The following is a 15,638-nucleotide window of genomic DNA, read 5'->3' on the forward strand; positions in this document are numbered from 1 at the left end:
GGGGCGGTGGACGGGGGCGCGGTCTCCTCGGGCAGCGGGGCCGCGGAATCCGTGCCCGTACCGCCCCAACCGCCCGTGCCGAACAGGTCGCCGGGCAGCAGCGACGGCTTCATGGCGACCAGGGCGATGGCGAGCGCGAGGGGTATGCCGAAGATCGCCCAGAGCTTGCGGCGGCGGGCGGGCCGCACGTTCATCCCCTGTACAGCGGGACCGGTGCGCCACCCCGGCGGTGCCTCGCCCCGCGCGTCCTGCTGACGCAGCCGCTCCGTCACCATGCGGGCTCGCGCGGAGGGCTCCTTGGGCGCGTCGGAGGCACGGATACCCAGCTCGCTGTCCCGTACGAACTTCTCCCACTCATCGTCAGTGGGGCCCTTGGGGTCCTCCGAGCCCCTGGGGCCCTCGGACGGCTTCTCGGCCACGGTGCTCGCGCCTCTCCCCCTGTTCAACTGCCCACCCCCGATGGGCAGACGAGGCACCGTTCTAAGCCGTGGCCGAGGGAGTTCACAAGTCGAGTACGGAGTTCATGAGTGTGACTCAGCCCACATAAGAATTCTGTGAAATCGAGGACAACCATTTACAGGATTCCCGGGTCTCACTTGCGCAACCAACAGCCACACCGCGCCTCGTACGCGGGAGGCGCCCACCTACATCTCGTACCGCGACGCCGCGGTACGCCGGACTCACCGAGGTCTTGATGAAGCTTCGCCGTGCCATGGCCGCTGCGGCCGCGACGGCCGTCATAGCCCCGCTCGCGCTGCTGTCTGCGCCCGCCGCGTTCGCTACGCCGGACGATCCGAGCACGACGACCACCACGGAGCCCGCGACGCCGACGGACCCGACGACGGATCCGAAGGACCCGACGACGCCGCCGACCACGGACCCGACGACCGAGCCCGCTCCGACGACGGACCCGACGGCCACCGATGACCCGACGGATCCGCCGACCACCGGCCCGACGACGGACCCCACCGACAAGCCCACGGACAAGCCCACGGACGAGCCCACCGAGGACGAGACCGACCCCGCGGAGCCCACCGAGGAGCCCGAGCCGGAGCCGTCCGAGTGCAAGGACTCCAAGGTCGACGTGACCATCACGGGTCTGCCCGGCAAAATCGCTGCGGGTAGCGGTTGGCACAAGTTCTCGCTGAACGTGGCCAACAACTCCGACTCCACCCTCGACGACCTCGACTTCTTCGCCGGGGCCTCCCCCTACAAGGACGGCAGGGAGCTGTTCAAGAGCAAGCAGGTCCAGCTCCAGGCCTACAACCCCCAGGACAAGACCTGGGACGACCTCAACGAGGGCGGCGACGCGGTCGGATACGTCGGCTACACCGACGAGCTCAAGCCCGACTACGAGGTCAACATCCCGATGCGCATCAACGTGAAGTCCAACGCACCGGTCGGTGCGGGCTTCTCCCTCGGTGCGAGCATCTACGGCGACGCGGACGCCGAGTGCACGGGCTTCGGCCAGATCTCCTACAAGTTCCAGATCGTGGCCGCGGGCACCAACACGGAGGGCACCAAGCCGCAGGTTGGCGGCAAGGTTCCGGTCACGAACGAAAAGCCCAACAAGAACGAGACCGCGCAGGTGACTGGCAGCCTCGCCGAGACCGGTTCCAGCTCGGCCCTGCCGATGATCGGCCTCGCCGGCGGTGTCGCCCTCGTCGCCGGTGCGGGCGCGGTGTTCATCGTGCGCCGCCGCAAGACCGGTGCCGACGCGTAACGCTCGGCGCTGACGCGTAAGGCGTAACGCTTCACGCAAGAGACGAAGGACCTGCGCTCGGAGGGGGGCGCAGGTCCTTCGTCTTTCCCACAGGCCATAGGCCTACTGCTGCGGCGGCACCGTCGGCATCCCCAGGAACGGCAGCCTCAGTGCGCCGAAGGCACCCGCCGGGACGGCGGGTGAGCGGGGTTCAACCGGCTTCAGGCGTTCGTACGCGGCTCCCGGCGCCGGACGCGGGTCCACGTCGCCCTTGTTCGGCCAGAACGACATCGCGCGCTCGGCCTGGGCGGTGATGGTCAGCGACGGGTTGACGCCGAGGTTCGCGGAGACCGCGGCGCCGTCGACGACCGAGATGCCCGGATGCCCGTACAGCCGGTGGTACGGGTCGATGACTCCCTCGTCGGCGGACGCCCCGATCGGGCAGCCGCCCAGGAAGTGGGCCGTCAGCGGCGTACCCATCAGCTCGCCCACATTGCTGCCCGCGAAGCCGTTGATCTCCGCGGCGATCGCCGAGGCTGCCTCCGAAGCCGCCTTGATCTGCTTGGGGTTGGGGGCCCCATGTCCCTGGCGAGCCGTCAACAGGCCCTTCCCCGCGCCCTTCGGCTTCAGGTAGGTCGTCAGGGAGTTGTCGAGGGACTGCATGACGAGCCCGATGATCGTTCGCTCCGACCAGCGGCGGTTGGACAGCGAGCGGAGTACGAGCAGCGGATGCCGGGCCGCGTGGGACAGAAAGCCGAGGACCCTCGACGACCCTTCCGCGTACGGCACTTGGACGATGGACAGGCCGCCCATCGAGTTGGAGCCCTTGCCGTAGCGGACCGGCTCGATATGGGTGTTCGGGTCGGGGTGGATCGAGGAGGTGATCGCGACCCCGCGGGTGAAGTCGGCCTTCGCCGCGCCGGTGACCTTGCGATAGCGCCGGTTGTCGGTCTGCGCGCCGACCAGGGCCTCGGAGTTGGTACGGGTCAGATCGCCCAGCCTGCCGGAGAGGTACGGGAGTTGGCCGCCCTCCTTCATCCGGTGCAGCAGGGTCTGCGTGCCGTACGTACCGGCCGCGAGGACGACCCGGCGGGCCCTGAAGACGCGTCCCTCACCCTTGCGTTTCTGGTCGGTGGGGAGGGTGGCGACGGCATACCCGCCCTGCGAGTCGTCGGTGACGGACACGACCGTCGTCATCGGGTGGACGACCGCGCCCGCCTTCTCGGCGAGGTACAGGTAGTTCTCGACGAGGGAGTTCTTCGCGCCGTGCCGGCAGCCGGTCATGCACTCCCCGCACTCGGTGCACGCCTTGCGGGCCGGGCCCACGCCGCCGAAGTACGGGTCGTCGACCTGCTGTCCGGGCCCGGCCTTCACGGTCCCGTCGGCGTCCTCGCCGTCACCGAAGAACACCCCGACCGGCGCCAGATGGAAGGTGTCGCCCACGCCCATCCGCTCGGCCGCCGCCTTGAGGTGGACGTCGGACGGCGTCATCGTCGGGTTGAGCCGCACGCCGAGCATCCGCCGCGCCTGGTCGTAGTACGGCTTCAGCTCCTCCTGCCAGTCCGTGATGTCCTTCCACTGCGGGTCCTCGAAGAAGGGCTTCGGCGGTACGTAGAGGGTGTTGGCGTAGTTCAGCGAACCGCCGCCTACGCCCGCGCCCGCCAGCACCATGACGTTGCCGAGGAGATGGATGCGCTGGATGCCGTACATGCCGAGTTTCGGCGCCCAGAGGTAGTTCTTGAGGTCCCAGGAGGTCTTGGGCAGCGACTCGGGGGTGAAGCGGCGGCCGGCTTCGAAGACGCCGACGCTGTAGCCCTTTTCGGTCAGGCGCAGGGCGGTGACGGAGCCGCCGAAGCCGGAACCGACGACGATGACGTCGTAGTCGTACGCCCCTTCGTCCCGCTCTTGGACAGAGTTCTCCTGTGACACGTGCTCTCCTCGTTGAGAACGGGTTGCCCTAGCGGAACCGGAGTGCCTTCATCACCCGGAGGCTCCGGCTCATGAACTGCGCGTACTTCTCGTCGTCCATCCCCAACGACGGGGCCATCGGCAGCAGCCGCTGGTGGGCGATCGTCTGCGCCTCCGTGTACTTGAGGATGCCCTCGGAGCCGTGGCGGCGGCCCAGGCCGGAGTCCTTCATGCCGCCCATCGGGGACTGGACGCTGCCGTACGCGGAGGCGTAGCCCTCGTTGATGTTGACCGTGCCGGTGCGCAGGCGGGCGGCGACCTCGGCGCCGCGGCGGCCGTTCCTCGTCCAGACCGAGGCGTTGAGGCCGTACGGCGTGGAGTTGGCCTGCTCGATCGCCTCGTCCTCGTCCTTGAAGCGGTAGACGGAGACGACCGGGCCGAACGTCTCCTCGTTGCAGACGGCCATCGGCGCCTCGACGCCGTCGAGGATGGTGGGCTCGAAGAAGTACGGGCCGATGTCCGGGCGGGCCACTCCGCCCGCGACCAGCTTGGCGCCCTTGGCGACGGCCTCGTCGACGTGCCGGGTCACGGCCTGAAGCTGGCGTTCGCCGGCCAGCGAGCCCATTTCGGCGCCGTACGACAGGGACGTACCGAGCCGCATCGCCTTGGTGCGCGCGGCGAACCGTTCCACGAAGGCGTCGGCGACGGACTCGTGGACGTACAACCGCTCGATGGAGATGCACAGTTGGCCCGCGGAGGAGAAGCAGGCGCGTACGGCGCCCGCCGCGGCCTTCTCGATGTCGGCGTCGTCGAGCACCAGCATGGCGTTCTTGCCGCCGAGTTCGAGGGAGACGCCGACCAGGCGGCCTGCCGCGCTCTGCGCGACCTCGCGGCCGGTGCGGGTGGAGCCGGTGAAGGAGACGTAGTCGGCGTGCCGGACCACCTCCGGGCCCACGACCGGGCCTTCGCCGATGACGATCTGGAACACTTCGATCGGCAGCCCCGCCTCGATCAGCAGGTCACGCGCCCACAGTGCCGTCAGGCAGGTCTCCGTGTCGGGCTTCATCACGACCGCGTTGCCCGCGACGAAGGCGGGCAGCGCGTCGCCGACCGACAGTTCCAGGGGGTAGTTCCAGGGCGCGATCTGCCCGATGACGCCGCGCGGCTGGCGCAGTTCGGTGACCTTGGTGAGGGTGGGCACGGCACCGGTGTGCCGCTTGGGCCTGAGGTACGAGGAGGCCTTGCGGCCGTAGTGACGGGCGGCCACCGCCACCGCCTGCACCTCTTCGTGCGCGTGCAGCCGGGCCTTGCCGGTCTCCAGCTGGATGAGGTCGAGGACTTCGGCCTGACGCTCCAGCACCAGGTCGTGGAAGCGGAGGAGTACGGCGGCCCGCTGCCGTACGGGCACCTGCGCCCAGACCGACTGCGCCGCGCGGGCCTGCTCGAACGCCTTCTGTACGTCCTCGGGGGTGGACTCGGGCAGATCGGCCAGCTTCTCGCCGGTGAACGGCGTGTGGTTGGCGGTACGCCCCGAGCCGGCCACGCCCTTGGTGAGCTGGGCGACCAGCTCCGGCGTGACCACATCGGCGGCCGTACGGGCGCCCTCGGGGGCGGGGGCGAGGGGGTTCGTGCCGGTCTTTGCCGGGGCCTGCGAGTCCGTCATGCGGGGCAGCGTATTCCTGGGCGAGAACTTTTGGTACCCGGTGGTAACCGACTTCACGGGGTACACACATCACGCCAGTGGCTGCTGGCGGAAAACATCCTGATCAGGACGTTAGGGGTCCCCTAACCCACCATCGACCTGCCGACCTTGAGTCGCTCGCGGGCGCCCTCGAACATCGAGGCTCCCCGTTTCTCGTCCTTCGTGCCCTTCGGCATGTCCACGCGCAGCTCGTAGTACTCCTTGGCGTCCGTGGTGATCAGCAACTGCATCACGCGGTACTTCTCCTCCTTCACCTCGTACTCGGTGTCGAGGAGCCTCGCCTCGTAGCCGTGGAACGTGGTGGGTTCGGACAGCGTTTGGGCGAAGTCGTCGGCGTAGGAGAGCGTGGCCTCGTCCGCCCAGGAGTCCATGGGCGTCGGCACGGCCTCCTCGCGGGTCAGCCGGAGCTCGACGGTCTTGTCGCCGTAGATCACCGTGCGGGAGGGGTTGCGGCGGTCCGCGCCGGAGTCGTTGCGGTCGACCAGCGGAGTGCCGGCCGGTACGGACAGGATGGCGTCCAGGTCCTTCTCCGTGTGGATGGTCCAGCCGTTCACGGTCGGGGACGAGGGAGAGGCGGAGGCGGACGCCGAGGGGGAGGCATCTCCACGGCTCTGCGCCTCCGCCCTCGGGTCGCCGCCCCGGAAGGAGATCCCGAGCCAGATGCCGCCGGTGAGGAGAACCGCACCGGCGACGGTGGCCGCGAGGAGACGAAGGCTGGGGCGTCGTCGGCGTACGGAGCGATGGTCGGGCTCCGTCGGGGACGGTCCGAAATGGGCGCGCGGGGGTCCGGCCGTCTCGGTTCGCGCCATGTCCGGTGACGGCAGTCCGGACCGTACGGTCTCGGTGTAGCCCGTGAACTCCGGTGAGACGTACGGAGGTTGGGGCTCTCGGGGCGTGGCGGTGACGACGGGCACGGTCCAGCCCTCGGCGACCGCCTCCAGCACCGCCGCGCTCTTCGCGGCGTCCGGTCGCTGACCGGGGTCCTTGGCCAGCAGCTGGGTGATCAGCGGCGCGAGGTCCCCGGCCTGCCCCGGCTTCGGCGGCTCGTCGGACAGGATCGCGGCGAGCGTGGACTCCACGGACGTACGGCGGAAGGGGGACCAGCCCTCGACGGCGGCGTACAGCAGAACGCCCAGGGACCAGAGGTCGGAGGCGGGTCCGGCGCCCTGGCCCGCCATGCGCTCGGGCGCGATGAACTCGAGCGAGCCGACGAACTCGCCGCTGGCGGTGAGGGATTCCTCGCCCTGGATGTGCGCGATACCGAAGTCGGTGAGAGCGACCCGGCCGTGCCTGCCGAGCAGCACGTTGGCGGGCTTCACGTCCCGGTGCACGATCCCGACGGAGTGCGCGGCGTGCAGCGCGCCGACGACCGCGCACCCGATGCGCGCGGTGTCGGCCGGCTTGAGAGGGCCGCGCCGCAGTACGTCCTCCAACGACTCGCCCCGGATCAACTCCATGACGATCCACGGCAGTCCGTCCTCGACGACCACGTCATGGATGGCGACGGCCGCGGGATGGTCGACCCGCGCGGCGGCCCGCGCCTCGCGGTAGAGGCGGTTGGCGGCGCGCTGGTGGGCGTCGTCCACGGGATCCCCGGGCAACCGCGGCTGTTTGACGGCGACTTCGCGCTCCACAAGCTGGTCCACGGCGCGCCATACGGTGCCCATGCCGCCGGAGCCGATGCGCTCGGCCAACCTGTAACGGCCGCCTATCAGACGGTCCCCGCGTTCACTCATGTCACATCAGTACCGTGCCGGATCGGACCTTGTCGATGTAGGCCGGTACGGCGAGGGGCGGCGGATTTCGGCCACCGGCCGTCACACTGCGGCACCGCAATCGCCGTCTCGCTGCGGCACCGCAATCGCCGGCCTGCGGCCCGATCTCCGCCCACCTGACCGAACACGTCTGAACCGTTCGGTAACGTGTTCGCCGGACACAGAGGACGGGGGAACACCGATGTCGACCACGCACGCCTTGTCCGAGGCCGGGAGCAGCCCGCCGCCGGAGCGCGACACGGTCATCGACGTACGCGATCTGCGGATGCGCTACCGAAGCCAGGACGTGCTGAACGGGGTCGGCTTCACGGCCCGTCGAGGCGAAGTAGTTGTGCTGCTCGGCCCGAACGGCGCGGGCAAGACGACCACGATCGAGGTCCTGGAAGGCTTCCGGATGCGGTCCGCCGGTGACGTGACCGTCCTCGGCGCGGATCCGGCGCGCGGAGACGAGCGCTGGCGTGCGCGCCTGGGCATCGTCCTGCAGTCCTGGCGCGACCACGGCAAGTGGCGGGTGCGGGAACTGCTGGCCCACCTCGGTTCGTACTACGCGCCGTACTCCACCGCCCTCGTACAGCGGCCGTGGGACGTCGACGAACTCCTCGCCGCCGTGGGCCTGACCGAGCAGGCGGAGAAACGGATCGGAACCCTGTCCGGCGGGCAGCGGAGGCGTTTCGACGTGGCCATCGGCATCGTGGGCCGACCCGAGCTGCTGTTCCTGGACGAGCCGACGGCCGGTCTGGACCCAGAGGCCAGGCAGGAGTTCCACGGCCTGGTACGCGGGCTGGCGGACGAGAACACCACCGTCCTGCTGACCACGCACGATCTTGCCGAGGCGGAGAAGCTCGCCGACCGGATCCTCATCCTGGCCGGTGGCCGCATCGTCGCCGACGGCGCGGCCGAGGAGCTGGCCCGGCAGGCATCGGCCGAGGCCACCGTCCGCTGGACGCGGGACGGGCAGTCCTTCGAGCAGGCGACGGCCGAGCCCACGCGGTTCGTACGTCAGCTGTTCGAGGAGCACGGAGAGGCGATCGGCGGGCTGGAGGTGCGCCGGGCGAGCCTGGAGGACACCTACTTGACGATGGTGCGGGAGCTGGAGACGGGGAGCGTCACCGGCGAGCAGGCAGCACACGCCTTCGGGAAGGGATCGCGATGAGTCCGGTGGGCCCGGCGAGTCCGGTGTGGTACGCGGCCAGAGCAGGGTTGCGGCGCGGCTGGACGGAACTCCGGCAGACGTTCACCACCGGCCAGGACCTGTTCGGGCACGCGCTCTGGACGGTCCTGCTCATCGTGCCGCTGCTCCTGCTCAGGGACGAGCCGCTGAAGGGCGCCGGCATCTCGCTCGGCGCGTTCATGCTGCCGAGCATGATGGGAATGACGCTCGCGTTCACCGGACTGATGACCACGGCGCAACTGCTCGCGACCGAGCGCGAGGACGGCACCCTGCTGCGGGCCAAGGCCGTGCCCCACGGCATGGTCGGCTATCTGGTCGGCAAGATCATCATGGTGTCGGGTACGGCTCTGGTCTCCATGGCACTCGCCCTGGCCGCCGGTGTGTTCCTCGTCGACGGTGTCGCCCGGGAGGGCGGCGGAGCGTTGCTGACGCTGGTGTGGGTGGTGCCGCTGGGTCTCCTGGCCTCCCTGCCGATCGGCGCGGTCATCGGATCACTCGTCGCCAGTCCGCGCGCCATCGGCTTGCTGATGCTTCCGGTGATGGGGATGGTCGTGATCTCCGGTATCTACTTCCCCCTGTCGAAGCTGCCCGAATGGCTGCAGACCGTGGGGCAGGTCTTCCCCGTGTACTGGCTCGGCCTCGGTCTCCGGTCGGCGCTGCTGCCGGCCGGCGCGGTCGCCGCCGAGATCGGCGACTCCTGGCGGCACCTGGAGACTGCGGCGGTGCTGGGCGGCTGGGCCGTCGCCGGGCTGCTCCTCGCCCCGTCCGTCCTGCGCAGGATGGCCCGCCGCGAGTCCGGGGCCGCGATGGAGGAACGGCGCTGGAAGGCGATGCAGCGGGTCGGCTAGGACGCGGCTAGGACTGGTTCACAGCTTGTCGATGTCCAGGTTCTCGATCGCCGCCTTCGCGACCTCGCGGCCGCGCTCGGTGAAGTCGCCCTTGCCGGGGTAGTCGATCCACAGCTTGTAGAGGTCGCCCGACTTGGTCTTGTAGTAGAAGATCCGGGCTTCGCGCGGCCGGGGCGTGTCGGAGTCCGTCTGGTCGTCGACGTAGGTGACGACGTTCTCCGCCGCCTCGCCTTCCTTGAACGACGTCTCGGTGGTGTCGGCCTTGGGCGTGGGCGACTCCGCCATGTCGCTGAACGAGCTGTCGTCCGTCTTCTCCATGGCGTCGGCGTCCTGGTACGCCTCCGAACTGGCGGTGCCCGCGATCTCGTTGAGGCTATCCTCGGACTTCTTGTACAGGTACAGGCCGATCGAGACGGAGTAACTCGGGTCCGTGTACGTGACCCAGTGGGTCTTGTCCGTGGCGCGGTCGGGCACGCCCCGCACGTAATCCGGGGGCACGGCCAGCGTCGCCGCCACGTCCTTCTCCTTGTGCGTCTTCCAGCCGTCCGGCAACGGGCCCGCGAACGGGTTGCCCATCCCCAGGAACGCGGTGACCGCTGTCGCCACGACAAGCCCCGCCGCGATCCCGATCCACCCCTTGCGGCCGATGCGTACCGACCTGCCGCCGGGGGACGCGAGTTGGACGACCTTGGTCTCCTGCGGCGGCTGGGCCGCCTTTTCCAGAAGCCGGCGGACCTGGGCGGCGTTCGGACGACGGGCCGGGTCCTTGTTCAGCAGGGCGTTGATGGCGTCGGCGAGCGGGCCCCCCGCCGCATTCGGTGCGGCCGGTGTGGCGTTGAGGACGGACTGGAGGGTCGCGGGCGTGTTGGTACGGCGGAACGGCGAGATGCCCTCCGTGGCCGCGTACAGGACGACGCCCAGCGACCACAGGTCGGAGGCGGGGCCCGGCCGCTGCCCCAACACCCGCTCGGGCGCGATGAATTCGGGTGAGCCTACGAAGCCGCCGGTGTCCGTCAGGTTCGTCTCGCCCTCGATCTGGGCGATGCCGAAGTCGGTGAGGACGACGCGGCCGTGCGGGCCGAGCAGTACGTTGTCGGGCTTGACGTCGCGGTGCAGGATGCCCGCGGCGTGCGCGGCCTCCAGCGCGCCGAGGACGTCGAGGCCGATCTTCGCCGCCTCGCGCACCCCGAGCGTGCCCTCATGCAGTGCGGCGCCGAGCGAACGCCCCTGCACCAGCTCCATCACGATCCACGGCTGGCCGTCCACCACCGCGACATCGTGCACATTCACGACAGCCGGGTGATCGAGCCGGGCCGCGGCACGCGCCTCGCGGCGCATACGCTCGAAGGCATTGGCTCGTTCGCGTTCGGGAAGATGGTCCGGTACGCGGGGCTCCTTGATGGCCACCTCACGGTCCACCGTCTCGTCCTTGGCCCGCCACACGGTGCCCATACCGCCATGGCCGAGCTTGCCGAGCAGGCGGTAACGGCCGGCGATCAGACGTCCGGTGCCGGGTTCCTGCGGCACCTGATGCTGCTGCTCGGGCACGACCTGGGTGGGCGCCGCGTGCGTCGGCGCGTGCGGCGCCGCGTACGGGTTGCCCGGATACGGGACGCCGACGGGCTGCTGGGCGCCGGGCTGCTGTCCGGGCACGCCTGGCTGCGGCGGTTGCAGACCAAAACTGGTTGGCTCATTCGACCCGTAAGGGGCTCCCCCGCTGTTGCTCATAAGACTCATCAATATCGCGCCAGATGGCGAGCTTCCACCCCTGATGCCCACCGGTCACAGACCCGTGACCCACGACGTTCCTTATGTCCCCTTTACGGGATTCTGGGCGGCCGATCCGGCGACGGAGCCGTGTCCACGGTGGACGTCGGCGAGCGCGTGCCGGTCACCGAGGGCGTGGGGCTCGTCGGCGGACTCGTACCCGGGCTCGACGGACTCGTACCGGGGCTCGTCTCAGGTGCCGAACTCGTGGGCGAAGGCGTACGGTCGCTGTCCCCGCCCCCTCTCATCAGCAACGCGGCGGCGGACACACCCGCCCCCGCCATCGCGGCGACCAGCGCGGCCGCGATCAGCGCGCTCCGGGCCGACAGCCTCGACGGCGACGGGCGCGTGGGCGAGGGGATCCGGGGCGGCGCGGTCACCGGCTGCCGCTTCGATACGTCCCGCCGCGTCGGCGCGGGGCCTGGCGGCACCGGTGGCGTACGGCCCGTTTCGAGAAACGCCCGCAGCAGCTGCTCCGCCTCCGCGGAACCGAGGCGCCGGTCGGGATCGCGCTCCAGGAGCCCCCGTACGACGGGCAGGATCGGCGCGGCCTCGTCCGGCGGATGGATCTCGGCGGCGACCACCGCGTGCAAGATGCCGCCCAACGAGTCGCGGTGGAACGGCGATTCGCCGCTCAGCGCCGTGCACAGCAGCGCGCCGAGCGACCACAGGTCGGACTCGGGGCCGGTCCTGGCCCCGGACATGCGCTCGGGCGCGGTGTACTCGGGAGAGCCGACGAACGCCCCGTTCTCGGTGAGCGTCGGCGCGCCCGCGACCCGGGCGATCCCGAAGTCGGTGAGCACGACACGGCCGTCCTCGGAGACGAGGACGTTCGCGGGCTTGAGATCACGGTGCAGTACGCCCGCGCCGTGTGCCCTGCGCAGCGCGCCGAGCAGGGCGATGCCCAGCCGCGCGGCCTCGGTAGCCTCGACGGGCCCGTGCGCGGCGATCCGGTCGGCGAGGGAGCTGCCCTCGATCAACTCCATGACCATGTACGGGCGTTCGTCGTCCTCGACCACGTCGTGCACCACGATGATGTTCGGATGCTCGAGCTGCGCGACAGCCCGCGCCTCCCGCAGGGTGCGCTCACGCTGCGAGCGGGACTCCTCCTCCGGGAGCGACGGGTCGACGGCGAGTTCCTTGACCGCGACCTGCCTGCCGAGCAACAGGTCCGTGGCCCGCCATACGACACCCATGCCGCCCCGGCCGACCGAGCTCTCAAGCCGGTAACGACCCGCGATGACACGGAGGTTCTCCCCCTCGGTCCCCATGCGCCCCATCATGCCCCACAGGTGAGCGCGTGCCAGGGGTGCCGGAGGCCGGGTGGCCGAAGCGCGACGGTTGACAGGGCCCGGCGGATGCCGAGGTCGGCGGCGGGTCGCTCGGGCGGGCGTCGGCTCCCTTGGGCTCAGCCGGCCGTGTCCGCCGCGGGCCGCCAGCCCCGGAGGATGTTGTCGAACTGAGGGCGGGCCTTCTCCCAGTCCGCCGCGGGCGCCGACATGTAGATCGCGTACTCGACGCCGTCACGGCTGAGATACATCTCCTCGATGGCCCGCCGCGGACCGGGGAACGGCGTGTCCTTCGCCACCGCCGTCCAGGTGAAGTCCCACAGGCCGCCCGGACGGTCGCGGAACACGTTCTCCTCCAGGCTGACCTGCCGGTAGTCGAGCAGCCGCTGCTGCAACTGCTGCTCCAAGTCGAGCAGATGCTCGTACGGCGTGGGGAAGTCCGGGGACTCGTCCACTGCGATACGGACGAAGTGTTTGCCGCCGTCAGGCGTGTAGTCGACCTGAAAGTCGTCCACCGTCTTCCGCTTCCAGGCCTTGCTGGGCAGGGCGAGGCTGAACCCCTTCGGGTCGTCGACCCGCACCCAGCTGTCCGGGATCCCATTCGAGGGCGCCTTGTCCCCGGTCTCCGGCGAGGGCTTCACGGGTTCGGAAGACGAGGACGACGCGCCGGACCTCCACTCGTCCGCGTACCGCATCACGGCGGCACCGCCCCCGCCGACGAGCGCGGCCAGGACCACGACGAGGGCGAGGGTGCGGCCACGGCGGCGGCCTCGCGGGCGGGCCTGTCCCGACGGCGGTTGGTACGTCGGATGGTGCGGCTGGTGGTTCGGGGCGTGGCTCGCCGGATGGTTCGTCGCGTGGTTCGGGGTGTGGCTCGTCGGGTGGTTCGAGGTAGCGGCGGCCGGATTGGGCGCCGGCCGGCCATCGATGCCGTAAGTGCCGCTGATGGTGGGGGCGTTCGACATATGCACCGTCGGCACATGGCCCTCGGCCGCGCTCGACCTGCGCCCCTCGGCGGCCTCGGCGAGCATCTGCTCGGCCTGAGCCGCGTCGGGCCGATCGGCCGGATCCTTCTGCAGCAGGGCGCCGATCACGGAGGTGAGCGGGCCCGCGTGCTGCGGCTCGCCCGGCTCCTCGTCGACCACCGCCTGCATGGTGGTCAGCGGCGTGGTCCGCCGGAACGGCGACCTGCCCTCGACCGCCGTGTAGAGCGTGGCTCCGAGCGCCCACAAGTCGGAGGCGGGGCCGGGATCATGGCCGCGAATGCGCTCGGGCGCGAGATAGTCGACCGACCCGACGATCTCGCCGGTCCGCGTGATCGTCGTGTCCCCCTCCACCTGCGCGATGCCGAAGTCGGTAAGCAGGACACGGCCGTCCCGGGAGAGGAGTACGTTGCCGGGCTTGATGTCGCGGTGCAGCACGCCCGCCGAGTGCGCGGCCCGCAGCGCACGCAGCACCCACAGCCCGATGCGTGCCGCCTCCCGGGGCTCGACGCGCTGTGCGTCCTTGACCGCGTCGGCCAGCGAGTGGCCCTCGACCAGTTCCATCACGATCCATGGCCGGCCGTCGTGCTCCAGCACGTCGTGCACCGTGACGACGGCCGAGTGGTTGATCCGCGCGGCCGCGCGCGCCTCGGCCCGGGTACGGGCGAGCAGTACGGCCCGATCGCCCTCGGACGCGTACAGCGCGGCCGTCAACTCCTTGATCGCTACCGCACGGTGCAGTACCTCGTCATGCGCGCGCCACACCCGGCCCATGCCGCCGCTCCCGATGGAGTCGACGAGCCGGTAGCGGTCCGAGAGGAGCGCGCCCTGCATCTGATTCACGTTTCCCCGCAATGTTCTTGACAGGCTCACACTAGGGACCGGTCATCGAACAGGGGAACCGGCGCGGGCACTCGGTACCGCACTGTGACGGTTATGCCTTGTGCGTAAAGGACGGAGTTGCAGGAACTGGCAGTAACCGCCGGGCCGGTGAGGCGATCCGGCGAGGATGTCCATGCCGTCAACTCGTGACCTGTCCGTAACTGGTGACCCGTCCGTGCCGTCAGCCGGTGATCTGATAGGTGGCCGACGCCTGCTCGAACAGCCGGGTCACCTCGTCCCGCTCGGCCTCCGGACCGCGCAACTGCACCACGTGGTAACGGCCGTCGGCGAGGATCGCGAGATTCCGTACGTAGATCTCGCGCCCTCCGGCGTCCTGCCAGGTGAACTGGCCCTCGGCCATGCTCCGTCCGCCCACGTCGATCCGCCGCATCCCGCTGGACGTGGCCCAGGTCGAGTCGCGGAACGGCTGCAACTCGCGCTCCTCCTCCCGCTGGTACGTCATCGGATCGTCGCCGTATTCACTGGCGGTGTCACGCCCGGGCACGATCAGCAGCTCGAACCTGCCCTGGGAGTAGATGACTTGACCACTCCCGTTCTTGGGCGCCCGATCCCAGCCGCGCGCGACCGCGACACTGAAGCCCTCGGAGTCCTTACGCAGCGTGAAGCCCTGCGGGAGGTCGGGGCCGGTGGTCTGCGTGCCGGAACTGGACGACTGGCTGGGGCTGTTCTCCTTGCTCGGCGTGCTGCTCGGGGTCTCGTCGGACCCCGGATCCGCGCCCGCGTTCCCGTCCGTGCCGGGGTTCGGGTCGGTGTCGGACGAGGCCGCGGGTCCGGGCCCGGCGGCGCCTGGCTGCACACTGCTGCTCGCGTCGGGCCCGGCCTTGGGCATGAAGACCATGGCGTACGCAACGGCCGCGGCCAGCGCCAGCAGGATCAGTAACAGCAGGGTGCGGCCCAGGCGGCGGGGCTTCGGCGCCTTCTCCTGCCGCTTGTGACGGGCCTGCCGGTCGGGCAAGCCCGCGCGACGCTTGCGGACGATCTCGCCCCTGCGGCGTACGACGGGCAGGCGCGTGGCATCCAACGGCGGCGCCGACACGACATGCGTCCCCGCCTCCGGCTCGGGCGCCGACCGTACGAGCGAACGCAGCCAGCCGCGCAGCTCCTCGAAGTCCAGCCGCTCGGTGGGGTCCTGACGCAGCAGCGACTCCACGACCGGCCTCAGCGGCCCGCACTCCTCAGCGAAGGCGGGCGGCTCCGCACACACCAGCTGCACGAGCTCGGCGGTGTTCTCCTCCGGATACGGCGCATGCCCCTGCACGGCCCGGAAGAGCAGCGCGCCCAGCGCCCACAGGTCGGTCGCGGGCCCGATCGGCGCCGCCAACTGCCAGTTCTCGTGCACCGGCCCGGCCTGCTCGGGCGCCCACCGCTCGGTGACCGGTCCCACGACGGCCATACGGGCCTGACGGGCACGCTCGGCGGCAAGCGCGGTTCCGGCTCGAGCGCCAGCAGAGCCGTCCGCCTCGGCAGTGATCGCAGAAATCGCGCGGGAGTGGCGGCACACCGGTTGGTGCGCCGTGCGGCCTGCGTTCGCCTCCGCGTCACTGCCTCGCACGGAGGATGCCGTCCGAGAGCTCCGCGCCCTTGGCTGCA

At 70.4% G+C, this 15,638-nt stretch carries 9 protein-coding genes and 3 pseudogenes; 4 read left to right on the plus strand and 8 right to left on the minus strand.

Annotated features, from left to right (window positions below; genetic code table 11):
* Nucleotides 1-419 (minus strand): annotated as a pseudogene (locus tag G6048_RS39950) (hypothetical protein); the annotation flags it as partial.
* Nucleotides 420-694: 275 nt separating this feature from the next.
* Between G6048_RS39950 and G6048_RS39955 the strand changes: the two are divergent.
* Complete coding sequence (locus G6048_RS39955; protein WP_165344505.1) at nt 695-1,723, plus strand: LAETG motif-containing sortase-dependent surface protein; 1,029 nt, start codon at nt 695-697, stop codon at nt 1,721-1,723.
* 102 nt (nt 1,724-1,825) lie between these two features.
* Here the strand turns inward: G6048_RS39955 and G6048_RS39960 are convergent, their stop codons facing one another.
* From G6048_RS39960 to G6048_RS39970, 3 genes are all read right to left on the minus strand, one after another.
* Nucleotides 1,826-3,631: a GMC family oxidoreductase N-terminal domain-containing protein gene (locus G6048_RS39960; RefSeq protein ID WP_165344506.1), complete on the minus strand. Its 1,806-nt coding sequence runs from the start codon at nt 3,629-3,631 to the stop codon at nt 1,826-1,828.
* A 28-nt stretch (nt 3,632-3,659) separates the two neighbouring features.
* Nucleotides 3,660-5,273 (minus strand): succinic semialdehyde dehydrogenase, encoded by a 1,614-nt coding sequence (locus G6048_RS39965; protein WP_165344507.1) that lies wholly within the window; start codon nt 5,271-5,273, stop codon nt 3,660-3,662.
* A gap of 122 nt (nt 5,274-5,395) precedes the next feature.
* Nucleotides 5,396-7,048 (minus strand): serine/threonine-protein kinase, encoded by a 1,653-nt coding sequence (locus G6048_RS39970; protein ID WP_165344508.1) that lies wholly within the window; start codon nt 7,046-7,048, stop codon nt 5,396-5,398.
* 220 nt (nt 7,049-7,268) lie between these two features.
* Here G6048_RS39970 and G6048_RS39975 point away from each other — a divergent pair, with 220 nt between their 5' ends.
* Together G6048_RS39975 and G6048_RS39980 are read left to right on the plus strand one after the other, a co-directional pair.
* Nucleotides 7,269-8,240, plus strand: a complete 972-nt coding sequence (locus tag G6048_RS39975; RefSeq protein ID WP_165344509.1) for an ABC transporter ATP-binding protein — start codon at nt 7,269-7,271, stop codon at nt 8,238-8,240.
* Entirely contained in the window at nt 8,237-9,106 is an 870-nt protein-coding gene (locus tag G6048_RS39980; RefSeq protein ID WP_206342719.1) for an ABC transporter permease, read from the plus strand. Before G6048_RS39975 ends, G6048_RS39980 begins: the two co-directional genes overlap by 4 nt.
* An 18-nt stretch (nt 9,107-9,124) precedes the next feature.
* Here the strand turns inward: G6048_RS39980 and G6048_RS39985 are convergent, their stop codons facing one another.
* From G6048_RS39985 to G6048_RS40000, 4 genes and pseudogenes are all read right to left on the minus strand, one after another.
* Nucleotides 9,125-10,834 carry a serine/threonine-protein kinase gene (locus G6048_RS39985; RefSeq protein ID WP_165344510.1) on the minus strand — a complete coding sequence of 570 codons (1,710 nt, stop codon included), beginning with the start codon at nt 10,832-10,834 and terminating at the stop codon, nt 9,125-9,127.
* Nucleotides 10,835-10,926: 92 nt separating this feature from the next.
* Entirely contained in the window at nt 10,927-12,144 is a 1,218-nt protein-coding gene (locus G6048_RS39990; protein ID WP_165344511.1) for a serine/threonine-protein kinase, read from the minus strand.
* A gap of 137 nt (nt 12,145-12,281) precedes the next feature.
* On the minus strand, nt 12,282-13,979 hold the full coding sequence (locus G6048_RS39995; protein WP_165344513.1) for a serine/threonine-protein kinase: 1,698 nt from the start codon (nt 13,977-13,979) through the stop codon (nt 12,282-12,284).
* A gap of 229 nt (nt 13,980-14,208) precedes the next feature.
* A pseudogene (locus tag G6048_RS40000) lies at nt 14,209-15,486 on the minus strand (hypothetical protein); the annotation flags it as partial.
* Between the two features lie 28 nt (nt 15,487-15,514).
* Here G6048_RS40000 and G6048_RS51640 point away from each other — a divergent pair.
* Nucleotides 15,515-15,638, plus strand: a pseudogene (locus G6048_RS51640) (sirohydrochlorin chelatase); the annotation flags it as partial.

Source organism: Streptomyces ureilyticus (assembly GCF_011045025.1).
GTDB lineage: Bacteria > Actinomycetota > Actinomycetes > Streptomycetales > Streptomycetaceae > Streptomyces > Streptomyces ureilyticus.